Source organism: Paenibacillus sp. FSL R7-0340 (assembly GCF_038002205.1).
Classification (GTDB): domain Bacteria; phylum Bacillota; class Bacilli; order Paenibacillales; family Paenibacillaceae; genus Paenibacillus; species Paenibacillus polymyxa_B.
In genome coordinates this window covers 436,832-456,333 of sequence record NZ_JBBOBY010000001.1, presented here as the reverse complement: position 1 = coordinate 456,333, position 19,502 = coordinate 436,832, and the positions used below count along the sequence as shown (strand labels likewise).

The following is a 19,502-nucleotide window of genomic DNA, read 5'->3' as shown; positions in this document are numbered from 1 at the left end:
ACTGCTCGGATCAGTGTGCTGGAACGGGCGTTGCAGACTGATCTGGTGTATCGTGCTCAACCAGCGCATGCTTTTCCCATAATCGGCTTTTCCAGCGGGCATACATGATGACAGCACGAGTCCATTCATCAGCAGCAATCGCCAGCCACACACCAGCGAGCCCCATGTCCAGCTTGAACACAAGCAGATAACCAAGCGGCAAGCTCATGCAGACCATGGAGATCAGACCCATAAAGACCGGGAACTTCGCATCTCCAGCAGCACGCAACGAGTTAATAATGACGATATTCGTTGTCCGGCCAGTTTCTAGCAGAATGCTAAGTAAAATGACCTGTGCTCCCAAACGAATAATTTCAGGGTTTTCCGTGAACAAACCAAGCAAGGGAACACGGAAAAAGATGACCACCGCATCAATAATCACGGTCACGAGCAACGCCCATTTCACACTGGTCAGTACACGTTTATAGGCAGTATCCTTCTGTCTGGCTCCCACGAGCCTTCCTACCACAATAGCCGTACCCATACCGACTGCCATACTGAACAAGTAAATATAGCTTGAAATATTATTCGCATATTGACGTGTCGCCATTGCTTCTGCGCCCAGATAAGTCACGTACAGTGTGAAGATGAGCTGACACGACTGATACATAATGGACTCCAGCGCGGATGGTACACCAATGCGCAATATCTTAGAGATAAACTTTTTGGACAGTTGGACGTAATATTTCCACTCGACACGAACCTCAGTGACCCGGTACATCAGCCAGAAGAAGATCAAGAGACAAATAAAGCGGCTACCTACTGTAGAAATAGCAGCCCCCTCTACTCCAAGTGCAGGCATTCCCCAATGCCCAAAAATCAAAACATAGTTGCCGACCACGTGGATCACGTTCATAAAAACCGATACATACATCGTTTCTTTGGTAAAACCATGTGTACGAATGGTCGCCGCCAGCGCATTAATCAATGCTTGAAGAAAAATGGCACCCCCGACGATGCTCATATACGACTCCGCGTAAGCCAGAATCTCACCCTGGACATTCAGCCATTGCAACATGTGCGTACCAAATACAAGAAAAATTACGCTAAGTAAAAGACCTACCATCAAATTCAACGTAATGGCCGTACCTGTAACCTGGGCCGCTTCGACTAGTTTCTTAGAACCGATATATTGAGCTACGACGATAGCAGCGCCGTTGCCGATAACCTCCAGTACAAGGATGGCAATTGAAATAATTTGATTGGACGCGCCTACACCCGACACTGCATTATCAGATACAGAACTGATCATGAACGTGTCGACGCTCCCCATTAGCATAAACAGAAACAATTCAAGGAAAATAGGCCATGTTAAACGGAACAAATTCAGTTCCTTAGCTTCGGACAATACCGAACCTTTTTTTAGTGCTCTGGTTGTCATTCATTCACCTTTCTTCATAGATTTATTTAACGATCAAAAGGTATGTTAGCACAGTCATTCTGAAAATACATCCCGTTTACGTAAAATGATTTGCAAAATGCGTAAGAATTCATTTATCACCCTCTTTATAATTGATTATCGAACTTTATTGAAACAGAATATTGCAAGAATATACCAGGAATCTGGTCTTTTCGACGTAATTATGAGCTAAAGAGTATAATAGAATACGAGCCTGTGAGCATTGCCGCTGACAGGTTGTGAAGATTGTTGTATGCTTCCTAAGCATAATTTGTGAATTAAAGATGGAATATATAGGACATTCATAGGGTTAAAAGGTAATAAAGGAGGCTTTTACAGATGACTCAATCATTTCAAGCTCTTGTCGTCGATCAGACGCAGGACGGTGAAGTTCAAGCAGAGGTACGTTCTCTGGAAGCTAGCAGTTTACCTGCTGGAGAAGTATTGATTCGTGTCGCTTATTCCAGCATCAATTATAAAGATGGGCTTGCTGCCCGCAAGGATGGAAATATTGTCAAATCCTATCCGTTCGTACCAGGCATAGATTGCTCGGGAACCGTCGTCTCTTCGGAGGATAGCCGCTTTAGCGAAGGACAAGCGGTGCTCGTTACCGGATACGGGCTGGGTGTGTCTCAATTCGGGGGATTCAGCCAATATGCACGTGTGCCTGCGGACTGGGTGGTTCCACTTCCAGACGGACTCACGCCGAGAGAGGCGATGATATTCGGGACAGCTGGATTCACCGCAGCCCTGTCGTTATATCGGCTGGAGCAAAACGGCGTTACTCCGGAGCAGGGCAAGGTACTCGTCACCGGAGCGACGGGCGGCGTAGGCGGGGCAGCCATTGCCCTGCTGAACAAGAGAGGCTATCATGTCGTAGCCAGCAGTGGCAAGGCTGATGCTCACGATTACCTCAAGGCGCTCGGAGCAGCCGAGGTCATTTCCCGCGAGGAGGTCTACGACGGTGCGGAGAGCATCCGCCCGCTGAGCAAGCAGCTTTGGCAAGCGGCTGTTGATCCTGTAGGCGGAAAGCCGCTCGCTTCGCTGCTCAGCCAAATCGCCTACAATGGCTCTGTAGCCGTGAGCGGCCTGACGGCAGGCACCAAGCTGCCTACGACGGTGCTGCCGTTTATTTTGCGCGGCGTAAGTCTGCTGGGCATAGACTCTGTCTTCTGCCCATACGACACCCGCCTAGCGATCTGGAAGCGACTCGGCAGCGAATGGAAGCCGGAGCAGCTGGAGCAGCTCGTTGAGCGCGAAGTCGGATTCGCTGACCTGCCAAGCGCGCTCGAAGACATCCTTGCAGCCCGCTCGCAAGGAAGAACGCTAGTACGGCTGGTTGACTAAGCAGAAGTATGTCCGCAAGCTAATCCGTAAACGCAGTTTCGCGTGAAGGAATGTTCATTCCGTAAGCTCTAGCTTCGGAAAATGTAAGAAGCCTGTAAATCTGCATTTTTTGAGATTTACAGGCTTCTTTTCGTTTATTGCTACTTCCTTATCCATAGATGAGCAAACAACATAGATACATCATGGTACATTTGAAGCAGACGGTTTACTTTTCGCAACCAAATGAACCTTTTGAGGACCTCAGTTGTTATATAGATAAACTGCACGAGAAAGGAGAGCACATCATTGGAGAGTAATCGAGAGTTGTTTGATTTGTATCAACGAGATGTATACCGAACCTGCTACTACATGGTACATAATGCATCGGATGCAGAGGATTTAACACAGGAAGTGTTTATCATCCTGTTTCGCAGCAATCGTGAACAGATCGAACAACTAAAAGCCTGGATTATGAAGATTACGGTCAATCATTGTCTGAATTACCTTAAACGCCAGAAAAGCCTGCATTTGAAGGTATCGGCTAATCCCTATCTATTTAGCAGGGCGGAAGGTAAGCCTGTAGACAGGCTGGTGGAAGAACGCGAATCGGCAGAGGAATGGGCCGTTTATATGAATCGTCTTCCAGCCAAAATCCGCGCTGTGCTGACACTCCGCTATATGCATGATTTCACGCTGGCGGAAATATCAAAACTGCTGGAAATTCCGCTAGGAACCGTCAAATCGAGGAATCACAAAGGAATAAAGTTATTGGAGCAAATACTGCGGGATGCAGGGGTACAAATTCCCGAGATGGAAGGAGAGAACTATGAACAACGTAGAAAAGGCATTGAAGCGCAAGTTAAATGATGATTCGGAGATGGCCTATCCTGACTTCGATGAGATGTGGAACCGGATGGAACAGACAGGGCATACTGCCCCTACGCTAACCGACACTTCCGATTCATTCACTCCTCACCGACACAGAAATTGGCGCAAAATAGCTATCGCCGCCTCTCTGAGTGCACTTCTCGTTGCCGTTCCCGTCTATGCCGCCATCCACTATAATTGGGGCGATCTGCTGCACGGAAGAAGCGGCATTCAGACGGCACTAAATCAAGATCTTGGACAGCCCTTGGAGCAATCCGTAACCAGAGACGGAGTGAAGCTGACGCTACATACCGCTATTGTCGATGAGAACCGGACCGTGATTCTGTACAGCTTGGAGGTCGGAAAACGAGCAGAGAACGAGTTTTGGAATGTCAAAGGCGTATCACTTAAAAGTGCTGCGGGGAAAAGCAGTGCGGGCGAGTATAGCTTTCAACAATGGGACCCGAAAAATCAACGGTACAACGGGTACTTTGAAAGTGACTGGACACCGCAGCAAGAAACAGAGAACGTGCGGCTGACCGTAGATCATATTGAGCTCACCAGCGTTCAAGAACTGGAATTGCCGCTCGATATCACATCGTCTCAGATGCAGACGTTCAAGCTGGATCGTAATGGCTTACAAGATATGAAAGTGCAGGTATTTGAACAAGGGAAGGATAAGCTGATGCTGTCCTCGGCAATTACCTTCGATTCGTCGATACCCAAGAGATGGGATAATCCGCAAATTGTTGCTTATAGAGGCGGCGAGCCTGTGATGTCGCAGCCTGGAGGGGCTTTTGGCAAACCCGGAGATAACGGGGAGTATACAGCACAGCAATATTTTTCTAAAGCAGATATACCGGAAGGACAGACTACTTTCAAACTGCAATATGCACAAACTGAGAAAAGTATACATGAACCCATAAACTTTGATCTGCAGCTAAGCAAGAAGAAAATGGAAAGTGGGACGATTAAAAGCGTGCTGAACACCCCATTGGAGAACGGCAATCGAAATTTTACGCTAGAACAAATGATTGTCACACCTACACAAATCCGTGTCACGATCAGAAGCGAAAAGAAATTCGCCATGTTACCTTATCAAAAGTACTTTCTTTCTGTGAACGGCACAACGTTAGAGGGTAGTCGTTGGTCTTCACCTGATCAGGAACACGATCTGAACACAATTCGTTTTGAACGACCGTCCAATCTTGTGATTACCAAGGACACTCCTGTTACTTTTACAGGCAAATACAAAGTTACGACCCATTCGGATGACAAAACGCCACAGCGTTTAACTGATATTTCTGAGCAAAGGCAGACGCTAACGACGCAAATCGGTGGCTATCCTGTGAAGTGGACCTACTACAAACAGGGATCGGACTTATTCGTAGAAACCGAAAGCGAGGATGCTCACTTTGGAGGGATTAACCAGACGCATATTGGCCTGGGTAAAGAACGGATTATCGGCAAGCCAATCACAGCCAATTTCGCCGGAGACGGCAATAACAAGGCAGTGGATGTCTACAAGAACTTCAAAGGGAAGGAAGCTTCTATCTATATGTTCTATTATACAACGGACGACCCAGAAGCAGAGACAACCATACCCTTGCGGCCTCTGACAAGCAACAGCAAAGCATCTAAATAGCAATGTTATAAAAAGAGGGTCCTCTATACCTGTGTGAACCGTGGTATAGGGAACCCCTTTTTATTTTCCTAGTAAGGCACAGTCTGCCTGAGACGATTGACTCCCGCCCTACTTCACAGAACCTTGCGTAACGCCATTGATAATCCATTTTTGTGCAATCAGATAGACAATAATCATCGGCAGCAAGGCCATCAGGTACGAAGCAAAAGCCAGATTAAAGTCGGTATTGAACTGCCCCTGGAACACATACTGAACGAGCGGCAGTGTATACTGCTCTGCATCGCTGATAATAATGAGCGGCAGCAGGAAGTCGTTATATGTGGACAGACAAGTGAGAATTCCCACCGTAGCACTAATCGGCGCCATCAGCGGGAATATAATGCGCCAAAAAGTACCCCATGTCGTCGCACCATCTACCGTGGCTGCCTCTTCCAATGCCACCGGAATGGAGCGAATATAACCGACATACACGAAGACATTAAACGCCAAACCATACACCGTATGCAGCATAATAAGACCCAACAGATTAGTCATATGAAGGCCCGAGGCCAGTTTTACAATCGGCAGCATGATGATCGGGAACGGTATAAACATGGCGCTCACAAAGTAAAAATATAATCCCTTAAAAAAGCGTCGCTGCATATTACGGGCAATCGCATAAGCGACCATCGAATTGGTTAGCAAAGTGAGTATGACCGTCGATGTCGTGACCATCACACTGTTCTGAAAAGCGCTGAAGAAGTTGGTCATTTCCACTGCACGACTAAAATTCTCCCAATGCAGCTCGGTCGGAAAGGCAAAGGCGGAATGCGCCATCTGCTCGGGATTTTTAAGTGCTATCGTCACCGTCATATAGAGGGGAAACAGAATAAATATTGTCCCCAACGCTACCAGAAGCAGCACAGGCCAGTTGGTACGTCTGCTTGTTTTCATCAGTTATCCATCTCCCTTCTCTGGAGGAATCGCAGCTGTAAGATGGAAATGATCGCGATCACAATAAAGTAAATAACAGAGTTAGCCGACTGATAAGCAAATTCTCCGCCTCTAAATCCCCCGGTGTATATCAGGTGGGAAATCGACTGGGTGGCTCGTCCCGGCCCGCCATTCGTCAAAGCCACGATCTGATCGAACACCATCAGGGAATTTTTCATCGCCAATACCATATTAATCGTGAAAAACGGTGCAATTAACGGAAAGGTAATGCTCCAGAATTCGCGCCATTTACCCGCACCGTCCAAATTGGACGCCTCATACAGACTTGTCGGAATGGTTTGCAGCCCGGCCAGATAGAGAATCGTATTAAAGGCAATCCCCTGCCATACAGCTACGATGACAACCCCCACCCAAGCCAGTTGTTCGCTGCCCAAAATGTTCGTCGACAATGAGGTAATACCTAAATTTTGCCCCCAAATCGTAAACACGTTCGAGAACAAGTAATTGAATATGTAACCCACGATTAGCACGCTCAAAATATTAGGCAGAAAATAAATACCGCGGAAAAAGTTACGAAACCGTATTTTAGCATTCAGCCCAAGCGCAATCAGCAAACTAAGGATATTAGTCGCAATGGTAACCACAATCGCAAATTTAAAAGTAAACCAGTAGGCGTTCCCCACATTGTCGTCCTGAAACAAATTAATATAGTTCTTAAACCCGACAAAGTGATACTGATGACCAAAGCCGTTCCAGTTCGTAAGCGAATAATAAAAGCCCTGCAAGGCAGGCAAGGTCAAAAATACAAAAAACAATAGCACCGCTGGCACCGTCATCCAGTAAAAAGTCGTTAGTCGCTTATTCATGTCTCCTCCTCCTCTCCTATCGGCGGTTAGCTACCTTATTCCACTCACTGTCTAGCTTGGCCAAATAAGCGTCGATGTCTCTGTTTTGCAGGAAGGCCTGCACAATAGAATTCAATTGGACCGCTTTGGGAATATAGTGATCGGCAAAATCAATGACGCGGCCCGATTTAAAATAAGGCAACAGCTCCGCCACACTCGGATCATCCTGCGTAACTCCCTTCACCGCCGAAAACAGCGTTTGCTCTGTAATGTATTGCTTGCTGTTCTCCGGCTTCAACAAGAAGGCAATGAACTCCTCGGCTTCCTTTTTATGCGGAGTGCTCTCCGATACGGCCAAGAGCGTATCTATACCGGACACCAGTTTGACCGCCTTTTCGTCATTCCCTGTCGGTAATGGGAAAAAACCAAGCTCCACTTTCGGATTGGCTTTGCGAATTTCAGATATGGCCCACGAGCCCTGAATGTACATCAATCCCTGCCCGTTAGCGAAGGCACGATTACCGTCGGCATAGTTTTTGCCAAAATTATCACCATGTCCGTATTTCAATAGCTCCAGCTGCTTTTCAGCAACCTCGCGGTACTTGTCCTGAAAGGTGACCTGATTTTCACGCCGTTGCAGGAAAAAATCAATGCCCACCAGATTCGGGCCCAGGGCATTAAAGGGGAGGTTCGTTTGCCAATCATCTTTATATGTAAAATAGAACGGGATTTTCCCAGCAGCCTTGATCTTTTGCGCCGTTGCAATCAGCTCATCCCACGTTTTAGGCACCTGTAATCCCATTTCCTTAAAAAGCGTTTTGTTATACATCACACCATTCGCATTCGCAGCATAAGGAATTCCATACACGGGATCGACCCCGGTCACATCCTTAAGCATTTTGAGGTAAATCGGGTCAATCGTACGTGGCAATTCTGTATTCGCCAGATCCGTAAAAATACCGCTTTGTGCCAAAATGGAGTAGGTATCTGTGGCCCCAAGCCCCACAATGTCAGGTACATCGTTTTTGACAACCCGGGTCAATAACACGGTCTCTGCCTCTGGCGGGTTGACCTGTGTCACTTCAATACTGGGATGTTCCTGATTGAATTGAGAGATTAGCTTATCGAATGAACCCTTGGCCTCCGGCTTGTTTTGAAAAAACTCAATTTTTACCTTACCTGAAGCATCGCCCTTGTTGCATGCGCTTACAAAAACAACCAACAAAAGGATCGCCGCCAGTGTAGACAACTTTTTGACCCAACTCCACATTCTCATACCTCCTTTTCCCCTATGTCAATCTATGCGGGACTAGACAATTAATACCCGTCCCTTATGGAAAAGAAACGATAAAAGATCCAACTGACCTCAAGCGGTCGGTTGGATCTTTCTTTTACTTTTATGATGTTCAGGCTACGGATGCCCCTAATACAGATAATCATCAGTCACAAAACGGCGGTATGCGCCCCAAGTAAAAAAGATAAGATATAGACTAACCACGGTGATAATCGCCCTATCCACAGACGAATTCCCGATTAAGGACCTATCTAATCCTGTATGCTGCATATATGGAATAACCATAAATGCGATCACATTGTATAGGTATGGGATATGAGAAACAAAAGAGACCAATTTTAAATACAATGAATCAAACAACAAAGAGCCCAGATTGTAAACCATACAAACACCGATAGCATACGTTACACTTTTGCTATACATAGCGATAAAACAATAAAAGGAGCTTATTGCTAATAATGAGGCAAGCGCCCAACCATAGTATTTAAGCATCTGCAGTCCTTGAGATCCGGACAGCCCCGCATCACTTACATCATATGAAAGAGTCCATACTTCAACGATCACCTGCGAGGATACTGCAAATACAATGAGAAGAAGCAAAATAGTAACATTTAAAACCAGCAGCTTACTCCAGAAAATCTGTCCGCGGGTAAATCGGCGCATAAATAACAAACGCAGTTGCCCGCTTCGAAATTCCTCTGTGTATACAGCAGCAGCTAAAGCAGCCACAGCTATGTTGCATACTAAAAACAAATTCTCACGCAGACCAGTAACGACAAAGTTTAAGGATAATACCTCTACAGGAACCTTCATCGTGCGCAAAAAATATACTCCTGTCGAACAGGCTAGAATCGGTATACATAATACCATGAGCCAGAACCACTTTCGTCTCCACAATCGCTCGAACTCGCTGTATATTAATGATTTCATAGTCCCATCAATCCCATAAAAGCATCCTCTAGCCGTTGGCCGTCCTCTACTAATTGATCAGTAGGTCCCTGCCAAACTAGCCTGCCCTCTTTGATAACAATGAGTTCGTCACACATCTGTTGCAGTTCATCCAACAGATGACTGGAGATAAAAAAGGCATAATTCGCTGAATCACGTAGCTGAAGCACAATATCTTTCAGCTCCTGCATTCCCATAGGATCAAGCCCATTGGACGGTTCATCCAGCAATAAAAGCTCAGGAGTCCCCAGCATGGACTGCGCAATACCTAGCCTTTGCTTCATTCCCAGCGAATAGGTTTTCACCTTGTCATCTCCCCGTGTTTCCAGCCTCACCTTTGTAAGCAACTCTTCAATATGTGTCTCCCGATCTGAGGGCGCAATCTCAAAGTGTAACCGTGACAAATTGCGCAAAACCTGCCTGCCTGTCATATAATCAAAAAAGACCGGAGATTCAATAATAGCCCCCACCTTGGACAGCGCCTTTTCCCGATCCGTCTGTACATCATATGAGGCTATCTTTACAGAACCGCTGGTTGGCTGCATTAATCCGGTCATGGTTCGCATCATTGTGGTTTTACCAGCTCCACTAGGTCCGATGAATCCATATATCTTCCCTTTCTGAAGCTTAAAAGAAACACGGTCTAACAAGTGCCTTTTTCCCATTTTTTTCGTTACCTGACTGACCTCCAGTAAGGAGTCCGACATACTATTCCCTCCATCCATAACAAATCACAACATAGTTCCAACGCGTGCATTTGATATGTAAGATCATGATGGATAAAACAAACTTCATTTAACAATGACTCATATTGTTTATTCAATTTAAAAACTATCATATGTTGCGAAATGCAAACAACTTTCTTTATATGTAAAATATAATAACAATAATACATCAATACCATTTATCTTAATTAATGGTCATTAATTTTTGTGATGATATCTTTGTCTTTTCACTGCAAAAAAGGTAGCCCTTCAGTAAACGTTCTACCTCAGGGCTACCCTCTATATAAAATAAACTGTTTTCTAGCCAGTAACTACTAGCCTGTCACCTACTCCAGCTCAACCCACTCGCCGAGCAACGTGTCCAGCTCGGCTTGCAACCGCTCACGCGCATCCCACAGCTCCGCCATGTGGATCGTATTGCCGCTTGTGCCGAGCAGCTCCAGCTCGGTATCCGCCGCCGCCAATTCTGCTTCTTTGGCGGCGATGGCCCGCTCCAACCGCTCGCTGGATGCAGCGGGCGTGCGTGATGGCTTCGCGGCCTTCGCTTCGCGGGCTCCAGACCCGGCAGCGGGCGAGCCCAAGCGATTTGAGCGTGCACGGCTCGCATCGGCTCCCGCAGTCGCTTCCGTATGCGCAGCCGGCCCCGTGCCATTGCTCGCTGCACTGGAATGTGCAGCTGTGCCCGAGCCTGAGCCGCCACCGGATGCGGCTCTGCTTGCAGATGTCGGGCGCGTCCCGGTACCCCCCTCGCTCTGTAGACGAGCGTTTTCCATCTCCCGCTTCTTCGCTCGGTACTCATCAAAGCTGCCCAGATAAAAGGTCAGCTTTCCAGCCTCCAGCTCCCACACGCGTCCTGCCAGCTTATTCACAAAATAGCGGTCATGTGAAATCGCCAGTACCGTTCCCGTGTAGGTGTCTAACGCTTCCTCCAGCGCCTCGCGTGAGTCAATGTCCAGATGGTTCGTCGGCTCATCCAGCACCAACAAATTTGGCTTTTTCATGACCAGCAACGCCAGCCGCAAGCGGGACCATTCGCCACCGGACAGCATGCTCACGGGCTTAAACACATCGGCACCGTAAAACAAATACTTCGCTAGCAGCCCGCGTGCCTCACCTTCTTCCACCCCTGCTTCCTCCTTGAAGTAAGCAAGCACAGTCGCCCGGCTATTCCGTTCTCTCTCTTGCTGCGCCAAATATCCATACTCCACGCGCGCACCCCACTGGACCGTGCCTGCATCCGCGCTTTCCTGACCAAGCAGCAACTTGAGCAGCGTCGTTTTGCCTGAACCGTTATCGCCCAGCAAGGCCACCTTTTCACCGAATTCCAGGCTGCCCGTTGCCCCGTTTAATATCTGACGCTCTCCATAGGCTTTAACGATTTCTTCAAACTGTAGCACCCGGCGACCGGAACGATCCTCCAGCTTTAAGTGAAATTCCGCCCCCTGCGGGTCCAATACAGGCCGCTTCACCAGCTCCATACGCTCCAACGCCTTACGAATGGAGGCTGCTTTTTTGAAAAACTTTTCGTTGTCGCCATTGCGCCCCCACTCTTCAAAACGCCGAATGGCCTCTTTCATCTTTTTAATCCGCTTTTGCTGTTCCTTATAATCTTCAAATTGCAGTAGCAATCGTTCTTCCTTTTCCTTAACATAGCCGCTGTAGTTCGTATAATACGTAAACGCCTCGCCATCCTCAAGCTCAATCATTTTAACGGCGACCCGATCCAGAAAATAACGATCATGGGACACAACCACACATGCACCTGTGTAGCCCTGCAAAAATTGCTCCAGCCATTCCAGCCCCTTCAAATCCAGATGGTTGGTCGGCTCATCCAGCAGCAACAAATCCGGCCGCCCGATGAGCTGTGATGCCAGCGCTATTTTTGTTTTCTCTCCACCTGACAGCGAGCCGAAGCTGCGCGTATACATTCCTTTGGGAATACGCAGACCATCCGCTACCTGATCAATATTTGCATCCATTTCATAGCCGCCGTTGCGCTCAAACCGTTCCTGCAAGGCAGCATACGATTGCAGCAGCTTCTCCAGAAGGCCTACGTCTGCTGCCACAACCGGATCTGACATTTCCCGTTCCAGTGTGCTCATCTGATTGCGGCAATCCTTCAGCTCACGATAGGCGTAAGCCAGCGTTTCGTACACAGTAAAACTCTCAAACTCCGCCGGAATTTGCGGTAAATAGCCGATTTTCGTATCCTTGGCGATGACGAGCTGCCCTTCATCCGGGCGGGACAAACGTGCGATTAGGCGTAATAGGGTGGTTTTACCGCTTCCGTTGCGGCCGATGAGTCCCACCTTTTCTCCTGTGTGGATATCAAACGATGCACCATCCAAAATCAGATTGGCAGCGTGGTATTTTTTCAATTGTTGACCGTTTACTATATACATGTTCAGGCTCTCCTTTATTTAGGAAGACCCTTACCTGGGTAACACAAAAAGAGCCGCAGGAGCAACCCCGCGACTCTTCGGAAGATACAGCAATCCGTTCGAGTTAAGGTAGGCGTCTTCTCGCGATGTTTACAACCGTATGATTAAAATTGGACAGACTTCTCCCGTTGTATAGAAAAGCATGAACAATGCCAGCCATAGCAATCGGCAGCTGGCTAATACGGTTGTTCAGCATCTCGTGATTCACCTACCTCACCTCCTTCTTCATAATTGTGTGTAGTATAACATGTTTGCTCGCATTATAAAAGAGGGCGATGGTCCAGCAAATTATGAAACAGAGTGGTGCCCTCTGACAGCCTGCGATGTCCCCGCTCTGGTAATCGAAAATACGCCGCAGACAAAAGCAACAATCACAAATGCCCCACCCACCCAAGCGTTCGTGGCAACAGATTCACTATTTTCAATCACTACTCCTCCCAAGGCAGAACCGAGAGCGATCCCGACCTGGAGTGCGGAGAAATTAAAGCTTTGCTGAATACTACCCGATTCGGGTGCATTTTCAATAAGATAACTTTGCATCGGGGGCGACAAGGCCCAACTCAGTATGCCCCAGATGATCAGTAGTGGCGCAAATACATAAATCGAGTGGATTGAGAATGGCAGCAAGAACATCACGGCGATAAACACGCCTACGACGACTAGAATACTTTTCGCTGTGCCGAACCGATCTGCCAAAGAGCCGCCAATAAATCCGCCGCTCACTGCCGCCAGCCCAAAGACAAAATAGGCCACACTAATCCACGAAGCGTTTAAGCCCATCATATTTTCTAAAAATGGAGTGAAATACGCATATAACGTGTAATGGCCCGCCAGTGTCAGCGTGGTCACCAGATGAGCACTGATGACTTTAACATTTTTTAAGGATTTCAGCTGATCGCGCATAGGCACAACATGTTCCGTCGGAATCCGCTCCATAAACAAGTTGATAACGATCATAGCAACGACCGTCAACAAGGCAATGATCAGGAAAAGCACCCGCCAGCCAAACGCATTTCCAATCAGCACCCCGGCTGGAATACCTAGAACGATGGAGGAGCTAACCCCCATGGAGATGACACCAAGGACACGGGCCTGATAAGCCTTGGACACCACTTTGACTGCAATGGTCAGTGACAATGTCACGATCAGCGACCCGCTTGCAGCGGTAACGATACGGGATACAAACAAGACAGCATAATTCGGACTCCAGAAGGCCAGCAGACTTCCCAGAATAAAGATAAACATCGACCACAGGTACAGTCGTTTTCGTTCAATTTTGGCGGTCAACGCCAACAAAGTTGGCCCAGCAATAGCATACACGAGCGCATAGATCATAATAAGCTGTCCTGCCGTGCTTACGGAGACATTCAAATCCTGTGCAATTTGGGGTAGCACGCCACCGATAATCAGCTCCACCAAACCCACCGTAAAGGTCGCAATCGTTAAAATAACTACTTTGAAGTTCATTACATTAGCTCCTTTGCTGTCATGTAAATTCCCTCGTATTACGCAAAAAAATCCTGACCACAAGAAATGTACAAGACGTACACTTTTTGTAATCAGGATTTATCGGTTCCTGGTAGAGACCCTCAAACCATATTATTGAGGTTATACAAATGGGGCATTCATTTATTACGCATTCACGAAGGTTATAGCTATTACTATAAAGGAGCCTGTGGCTAAGTTCAACCCCCTACAGCCGCAAAAATTCGCTCATGGCACGATCCGACAGATAGGGTAGATACTCATGACCGTATTCGTGATACAGGAGTATTTCCTTGTCTGATACGATTTTATTGTACACCGCAAACTGCGTGGAGGGTGGACAGATGGTGTCCGACAGCCCTGTCACAAACAACACACGACCACGAATACGATCTGCCAAATGTTGAATATCAATGTAGCCTAGTCGGTGAAAGAGCTCCTCCTCGCGCATATGATTCGGATCAAACCAACGAAAATAATAAACCAGTTCTTCATATGCAGATGTAGTGGCATCCAGCGCCCAAGCTCTTTTATAGTCCGACAGAAATGGATATACCGGAACTGCCATACGGACACGTGGCTCCAATGCAGCGCAGGCAACCGTTAAGGCCCCTCCCTGGGAGCAGCCAAATGCGCCGATCCGTTCAGGGTCGACCTGCTCCATAGACATCAGAATGCGTACCGTCTGCACGGTATCCAAAAATACATTGCGGTAATACATCCGATCCGGGTCCGGGTCGTCAATCCCCCGGATGATATGGCCGCGAACCGTCGTTCCTTGAACCTGCAAATTGTCCTCTGATAGCCCTCCTTGCCCCCGGCAATCCATAGCCAGCACGGTGAATCCGTGTGCCGCATAGCTCACCTTGTCGAACCAGTCACCACTGTCGCAGGAATATCCATGAAACATGGCCAACGCTGGACCTTGTTCCGTAAGGTGCTTAGGACGAGCCAGCTTCCCATGAACCTTCGCTCCGCCCACTCCAGTAAAATATAGATGGTAACACTCCACCATCGGAGAGACAAAATCAGCAGGCTCCAGTGTATAATCAAGCGGCTGCCGCTCCAGCTCCTGTAATGCCCGTTCCCAGTATGCGTCAAAGTCCGGCGGCTTCGGGTTACTCCCCATATATGACTGCAATTGCTGTAAAGACATATCCTCTGGCATTCAAGTTCCTCCTACATCCGGCCCGACTCACGGTCGTCTGCGACCACTTCATCCGTTGCGATAACATACTTCATAATGTCAGACACTGTCGTGTATGCAATACCTACATACGTGTCAGCGGCTCCATAATAAATCGCAATCCGCCCGGTGTCCGCATCATGCAGCGTAGCACACGGGAACACCACATTCGGCACAAAGCCCCGTTCTTCGTACCATTCCTCCGGGGTCAGCACGAAATTGGAGGAACGATATTTAACTTTAGAAGGATCATCCAGGTCAAGAACGGCTACGCCCATACTGTATACCAGCCCATTGCACGTGCCCGTCACCCCGTGGTAGAACATCAGCCAACCCTCGGTCGTCTCAATCGGGGCCGGTCCGCCGCCAATCTTTACCGATTGCCACCAGCCCTGTCCGCCCTTGCTCATGACATGACGGTGCTTGCCCCAATAGACCAAGTCAGGACTTTCACTTAGAAAAATGTCGCCAAACGGTGTATGTCCGCTGTCGCTCGGACGGGATAGCAACATAAAGTTTCCGTTTAGCTTGCGGGGCAACAGCACACCATTGCGATTAAACGGCAGGAACGGATTTTCCAATCGTACAAAGCTTTTAAAATCCTTTGTTTGTGCTATCCCCAACGCTGCACCGTAAAAATCTGTACACCAGATGATATAATACGTATCCTCCACGCGGACCAGACGCGGATCGTAAGCATAATTAGGCTGGTAATCGCTTCCTTCCTCATCGACCAAATGCAGACGTTCTGTCTCAATGTCCCAAGCCAACCCGTCGTCACTCCAGCCTAGATGCAAATGCGGACGTCCATTAATCGTTTCAGCCCGGAATACCCCTACAAACCGTCCCTCATACGGAGCTACTGCACTGTTGAAAATACGGGCAATACCCGGCACCGGATTGCGTCCAATGACTGGGTTTTCAGTATGCCTCCACACCGGAGCCTCGCTACCTTCCGGCTTATCCTGCCACGGCATTTTCGACAGACTTTCTCCCACAATTCGTACGTCACCTACATCCAAATCCACATTCAATTTACTCATACGTATATTCTCCTCTCACCGAGATACTTGATCTCATCATTTTTCTATTTCGCCGTTATTCTATTTCACTGAACCCTGCGCGAATCCGTTATAGATATATTTTTGTAATGATAAAAACGCAATCAGCGTCGGAATAATGGCAATGATAATGCCCGCGCTAATAACTTCCCATTGCGAGCCATATGGCCCTTTAAACTTGAACAGCGCCGTCGATATAACCTGAAGGCTTGTTTTGGGCATATACAGGAACGGGGTGTAAAAGTCGTTGTAAATATTAACGCCTTTGATAATGATCACCGTCACAATGGCAGGCTTCAGCAGGGGCAAGATAATGCGCCAGTAGATCGTCAGATAGGAGGCCCCATCCAGCATGGCTGATTCATCTAGCGCCACCGCAATGGAATCCAGAAATTGCAGAAAAATATACACCGCAATAATATCCGTTCCCAAATACAGCAAGATTGCCGCCCAAGGCGTGTTAAACAGCTCCAGCTTGTTGATAATTTGAAATGTCGATACCTGAGTCGTTACCCCCGGAATGAGGGTCGCGAGCAGGAACGCTCCGAGCATAAGACTTTTGCCCTTAAATTTAAAACGGTTCAAAATATACGCGATCATGGAACCCGTTAATGTGGCTCCGATGATCGAAATCAACAGGATAAAAGCTGTGTTCACAAATCCGGTCAGCATATTTCCGTTAATAAAGGCTTTGGTATAGTTAGCCCAATTCAGCCAGTTCACGGGGGGAGTCAGAGGACTGGTTGCCGCATATTCAGTCTTCGTCTTCAAAGATGCAAACAAAATGACGACAATCGGCAGCAGTGCAATGAACGCACCTAGTAGTAGCGCCGCATACTTGATGCTGCTAGCCAGTATTATTTTCAGCTTATACATGATTAGTCCTCCTCTCCCCGAATTAGCAACCGTTGAAGCAGCGTAACAGCGATTACGATCAGCAGCAGAACAACCGCCATCGCCGAGGCCAAACCGACCTTGCTGTATTTGAATGCCACATCAAGCGTTTGAATGACGAATGTTTCGCTACCGTTGGAGCCACCGGTCATAATATACGGAATATCGAATGCACTGACCGCACCGCTAATTGCCAAGATGAGATTCAACTGCAAAATCCGCTTGATGCTCGGCAAAATAATTGAGCGGAACTGATGCCAGCGGTTGGCTCCATCGATATCGGCTGCTTCATACAAATCACTGGATATGGAAGAAATCGCACCCAGAAACACAATAAAGTTAAAGCCCATGTATCTCCAGATCGACGTGCCAGCCAGCGAAATATTGATAATCTCCGGGTTGCCCAGCCACAGCTTGACATACGAACCCAGCCCCACTGCCTGAAGCAGGGTATCGAGCGTGCCGTCTGGCTTAAAAAAGAAAAGAAAAATAAAACCAATGGCCACCCCGTTCATTAGGGAAGGAAAAAATAAAACGCCTTTAAAGAAATTTTTAAACCAGGTCTGAAAGCTGAGAATGGTTGCAAAATAAAGGGCCAGACCCATCTGTACAAACGTGGCTACAAAGTAATACAGACTGACCTTAAACACCGAGAAATACTCGGGGTCGGTAAAGATTTTGATATAGTTTTCAAAACCCACATATTCCAGACGCTTACTATAGCCGTTCCAGTCCGAAAAGCTGTATTTAAACATATTGATCACCGGCAAGTACGCAAAAGTGATCAGCAGCGCTAGCGGAATAAATGAAAAGGCAACAATAATCGCCAATCTTTGTTTGGAGTAGCTGAGATTCGAAAATTTTAACATGCTGCACCTCCTGGCTATCCGTCCATCGACTGCTACGTCGATCCTTTTTTTCGTCAGTTCAGATGGCTATTTTGCTTACTTTGCAGCCACTTCAGCACGCGCCTTCACCCATGCATCGTTCAGGTCTTTCATAATGGCGTCATACGATTCCGGGCGGTTACCAACCGCTGCCTCAATAATGCGTTTCTTGAAATCAGGCTGCCACAAACCAATTTCGCCCATTTTGTCTATTTTATCAACAATTCCTTCCTGTCCTTTTTGAGACGGAGTAAGCGTTTCAAAAACGACTCCCTGATCTTCGTATTGCTTCAAAATGCTAGGCATTGGGGCACCCTTCAGCGGACTAATACTGCCTGCCTGCTCTACAGCATAGTTGGACTTTTCGGTAAACCAGTCCACCCAAGCACGGGCCGCCGCTTTATTTTCACTGTTTACGTTAATACCGAGATTAAAATCACCCGCTAGCGGTACAAGTACCTTCGAGGCATTCGTCGGGAAAGGCATAAAACCGATATCTTCCTTGTTAGGAGCTGTGCTTTTGATCTGGTCAATCGCCCAAGAGCCAAGTACCATCGCACCGATTTTGCCTTGAGCGAGATCCGCCTTGGAGGTCTCCCAATCCGTAGTCGTTGGATCTTTTTCAATCAGGCCTTTTTTAGCTGCATCGTACAGGACCTTATACAGTTCATAGTGGGGCTGGCCTTTCGTGAAATTGTCATCTGTATTCGGCTGTGTGATATTCACGTATTCCTTCGTACCCGCCAATGTTGCCAGACTAGACTCCCACTGGGTCAGTGCCCAACCAGAGGCATAGTTCGTAAACAGCGGCACTGCCTTGGTTTTGTCCTTAATCTGCTGTAACGCTGTTAAGAATTGGTCCGGTGTTTTGGGAAGCTGCGTGATTCCTGCGTCCTTGAACACCTTTTTGTTATAAATCACACCAGAGTAAACCATCGCAATCGGAATACCGTAGCTGTTATGATCCACCGTACGTTCTTCAAGGCCGGTATACTTGTTTTTCATCTCCTCATAAGTACCCAGCGGCTCGAAAAAGTTGGGCAGCTCTTCAACTGGAATACTGCCAGGAATCAGCAAAACATCTCCATAATCCCTGGTCCCCATACGGATTTTAATTTGACCCTCATAATCGGCCAATGCCTGAAAATTGACCTTCACGTTCGGATAAAGTTTGTTAAATTCCTTGGCGTAATCCTGAAATACGGTATCCACAATATCAGTCCGCTGTGTGATAACCGTAATTTCACCTTCCACACCCTTCGGATCAGAGCTGGCAGCTGGCTCATCCTTCTTTGAGGTACAGCCAGTAAACAGCCCCGCTAACAAAACCACGGATAGTAATGACATCAAAACCTTGGACAACTTCATGAGACGACTCCTCCTGTTGTTTTCGAATAAGGTTATCGTTAAAGTAACAAAATCATTTTATTATGTTAGCGCTTACTATGTCAATTGCAATATTCTTTTTGTAAAGTGGAATGGGTCACATCTTATAAAAAAACACCAATTTAGCATGGTTGACAGTTT

General features: G+C 47.4%; 17 protein-coding genes and 1 riboswitch. Of the genes, 3 read left to right on the top strand and 14 right to left on the bottom strand.

The window, feature by feature from the left end; all coding sequences use genetic code 11:
• Positions 1 to 10: 10 nt before the first annotated feature.
• Positions 11 to 1,420, bottom strand: a complete 1,410-nt coding sequence (locus MKX59_RS02000; RefSeq protein WP_023990870.1) for an MATE family efflux transporter — start codon at positions 1,418 to 1,420, stop codon at positions 11 to 13.
• 357 nt (positions 1,421 to 1,777) lie between these two features.
• Between MKX59_RS02000 and MKX59_RS01995 the strand changes: the two genes are divergently transcribed.
• The 3 genes from MKX59_RS01995 (at position 1,778) to MKX59_RS01985 (ending at position 5,276) form a co-directional block, all read left to right on the top strand.
• Positions 1,778 to 2,785 (top strand): acrylyl-CoA reductase family protein, encoded by a 1,008-nt coding sequence (locus tag MKX59_RS01995; RefSeq protein WP_068939053.1) that lies wholly within the window; start codon positions 1,778 to 1,780, stop codon positions 2,783 to 2,785.
• 285 nt (positions 2,786 to 3,070) lie between these two features.
• Positions 3,071 to 3,631, top strand: a complete 561-nt coding sequence (locus MKX59_RS01990) for an RNA polymerase sigma factor (RefSeq protein ID WP_068939055.1) — start codon at positions 3,071 to 3,073, stop codon at positions 3,629 to 3,631.
• A complete protein-coding gene (locus MKX59_RS01985; protein ID WP_340857488.1) occupies positions 3,591 to 5,276 on the top strand; it encodes a DUF4179 domain-containing protein in 1,686 nt (561 codons plus the stop codon). The genes MKX59_RS01990 and MKX59_RS01985 overlap by 41 nt, the downstream gene beginning before the upstream one ends.
• Positions 5,277 to 5,384: 108 nt before the next feature.
• Here the strand turns inward: MKX59_RS01985 and MKX59_RS01980 are convergent, their stop codons facing one another.
• The 13 genes from MKX59_RS01980 to MKX59_RS01920 all read right to left on the bottom strand — a co-directional run bounded on the left by MKX59_RS01980 (position 5,385) and on the right by MKX59_RS01920 (position 19,343).
• A complete protein-coding gene (locus MKX59_RS01980) occupies positions 5,385 to 6,209 on the bottom strand; it encodes a carbohydrate ABC transporter permease (protein ID WP_023990874.1) in 825 nt (274 codons plus the stop codon).
• Positions 6,209 to 7,075 (bottom strand): carbohydrate ABC transporter permease, encoded by an 867-nt coding sequence (locus MKX59_RS01975; protein ID WP_053326352.1) that lies wholly within the window; start codon positions 7,073 to 7,075, stop codon positions 6,209 to 6,211. Before MKX59_RS01975 ends, MKX59_RS01980 begins: the two co-directional genes overlap by 1 nt.
• Before the next feature lie 16 nt (positions 7,076 to 7,091).
• Positions 7,092 to 8,324 (bottom strand): ABC transporter substrate-binding protein, encoded by a 1,233-nt coding sequence (locus MKX59_RS01970; protein WP_340857486.1) that lies wholly within the window; start codon positions 8,322 to 8,324, stop codon positions 7,092 to 7,094.
• A gap of 153 nt (positions 8,325 to 8,477) precedes the next feature.
• Positions 8,478 to 9,278 carry an ABC transporter permease gene (locus tag MKX59_RS01965; protein ID WP_316244390.1) on the bottom strand — a complete coding sequence of 267 codons (801 nt, stop codon included), beginning with the start codon at positions 9,276 to 9,278 and terminating at the stop codon, positions 8,478 to 8,480.
• Positions 9,275 to 10,003: an ABC transporter ATP-binding protein gene (locus tag MKX59_RS01960; RefSeq protein ID WP_340857484.1), complete on the bottom strand. Its 729-nt coding sequence runs from the start codon at positions 10,001 to 10,003 to the stop codon at positions 9,275 to 9,277. Before MKX59_RS01960 ends, MKX59_RS01965 begins: the two co-directional genes overlap by 4 nt.
• A gap of 344 nt (positions 10,004 to 10,347) precedes the next feature.
• On the bottom strand, positions 10,348 to 12,423 hold the full coding sequence (gene abc-f, locus MKX59_RS01955; RefSeq protein WP_340857482.1) for a ribosomal protection-like ABC-F family protein: 2,076 nt from the start codon (positions 12,421 to 12,423) through the stop codon (positions 10,348 to 10,350).
• 103 nt (positions 12,424 to 12,526) lie between these two features.
• Complete coding sequence (locus MKX59_RS01950; protein WP_340857481.1) at positions 12,527 to 12,670, bottom strand: RAxF-45 family protein; 144 nt, start codon at positions 12,668 to 12,670, stop codon at positions 12,527 to 12,529.
• Between the two features lie 80 nt (positions 12,671 to 12,750).
• On the bottom strand, positions 12,751 to 13,929 hold the full coding sequence (locus tag MKX59_RS01945) for an MFS transporter (protein ID WP_023990880.1): 1,179 nt from the start codon (positions 13,927 to 13,929) through the stop codon (positions 12,751 to 12,753).
• Between the two features lie 69 nt (positions 13,930 to 13,998).
• Positions 13,999 to 14,098: riboswitch (purine riboswitch) on the bottom strand.
• Between the two features lie 57 nt (positions 14,099 to 14,155).
• Complete coding sequence (locus MKX59_RS01940; protein ID WP_023990881.1) at positions 14,156 to 15,115, bottom strand: acetylxylan esterase; 960 nt, start codon at positions 15,113 to 15,115, stop codon at positions 14,156 to 14,158.
• A gap of 11 nt (positions 15,116 to 15,126) precedes the next feature.
• Positions 15,127 to 16,176 carry a glycoside hydrolase family 130 protein gene (locus MKX59_RS01935; protein ID WP_076264535.1) on the bottom strand — a complete coding sequence of 350 codons (1,050 nt, stop codon included), beginning with the start codon at positions 16,174 to 16,176 and terminating at the stop codon, positions 15,127 to 15,129.
• Positions 16,177 to 16,236: 60 nt separating this feature from the next.
• A complete protein-coding gene (locus MKX59_RS01930) occupies positions 16,237 to 17,070 on the bottom strand; it encodes a carbohydrate ABC transporter permease (RefSeq protein ID WP_028540810.1) in 834 nt (277 codons plus the stop codon).
• A gap of 2 nt (positions 17,071 to 17,072) precedes the next feature.
• Complete coding sequence (locus MKX59_RS01925; protein ID WP_053326360.1) at positions 17,073 to 17,957, bottom strand: carbohydrate ABC transporter permease; 885 nt, start codon at positions 17,955 to 17,957, stop codon at positions 17,073 to 17,075.
• Positions 17,958 to 18,032: 75 nt separating this feature from the next.
• Complete coding sequence (locus MKX59_RS01920; RefSeq protein WP_076264536.1) at positions 18,033 to 19,343, bottom strand: ABC transporter substrate-binding protein; 1,311 nt, start codon at positions 19,341 to 19,343, stop codon at positions 18,033 to 18,035.
• Between the last annotated feature and the right edge of the window lie 159 nt (positions 19,344 to 19,502).

Excerpts from the sequence above, each read along its gene's own strand:
- MKX59_RS01930 (WP_028540810.1), bottom strand. The coding sequence starts at position 17,070 with ATGTATAAGCTGAAAATAATACTGGCTAGCAGCATCAAGTATGCGGCG.
- MKX59_RS01995 (WP_068939053.1), top strand. The coding sequence starts at position 1,778 with ATGACTCAATCATTTCAAGCTCTTGTCGTCGATCAGACGCAGGACGGT.
- MKX59_RS01980 (WP_023990874.1), bottom strand. The coding sequence starts at position 6,209 with ATGAAAACAAGCAGACGTACCAACTGGCCTGTGCTGCTTCTGGTAGCG.
- MKX59_RS01975 (WP_053326352.1), bottom strand. The coding sequence starts at position 7,075 with ATGAATAAGCGACTAACGACTTTTTACTGGATGACGGTGCCAGCGGTG.
- MKX59_RS01925 (WP_053326360.1), bottom strand. The coding sequence starts at position 17,957 with ATGTTAAAATTTTCGAATCTCAGCTACTCCAAACAAAGATTGGCGATT.
- abc-f (WP_340857482.1), bottom strand. The coding sequence starts at position 12,423 with ATGTATATAGTAAACGGTCAACAATTGAAAAAATACCACGCTGCCAAT.
- MKX59_RS01960 (WP_340857484.1), bottom strand. The coding sequence starts at position 10,003 with ATGTCGGACTCCTTACTGGAGGTCAGTCAGGTAACGAAAAAAATGGGA.
- MKX59_RS01940 (WP_023990881.1), bottom strand. The coding sequence starts at position 15,115 with ATGCCAGAGGATATGTCTTTACAGCAATTGCAGTCATATATGGGGAGT.
- MKX59_RS02000 (WP_023990870.1), bottom strand. The coding sequence starts at position 1,420 with ATGACAACCAGAGCACTAAAAAAAGGTTCGGTATTGTCCGAAGCTAAG.
- MKX59_RS01970 (WP_340857486.1), bottom strand. The coding sequence starts at position 8,324 with ATGTGGAGTTGGGTCAAAAAGTTGTCTACACTGGCGGCGATCCTTTTG.
- MKX59_RS01945 (WP_023990880.1), bottom strand. The coding sequence starts at position 13,929 with ATGAACTTCAAAGTAGTTATTTTAACGATTGCGACCTTTACGGTGGGT.
- MKX59_RS01920 (WP_076264536.1), bottom strand. The coding sequence starts at position 19,343 with ATGAAGTTGTCCAAGGTTTTGATGTCATTACTATCCGTGGTTTTGTTA.
- MKX59_RS01985 (WP_340857488.1), top strand. The coding sequence starts at position 3,591 with ATGAACAACGTAGAAAAGGCATTGAAGCGCAAGTTAAATGATGATTCG.
- MKX59_RS01935 (WP_076264535.1), bottom strand. The coding sequence starts at position 16,176 with ATGAGTAAATTGAATGTGGATTTGGATGTAGGTGACGTACGAATTGTG.
- MKX59_RS01965 (WP_316244390.1), bottom strand. The coding sequence starts at position 9,278 with ATGAAATCATTAATATACAGCGAGTTCGAGCGATTGTGGAGACGAAAG.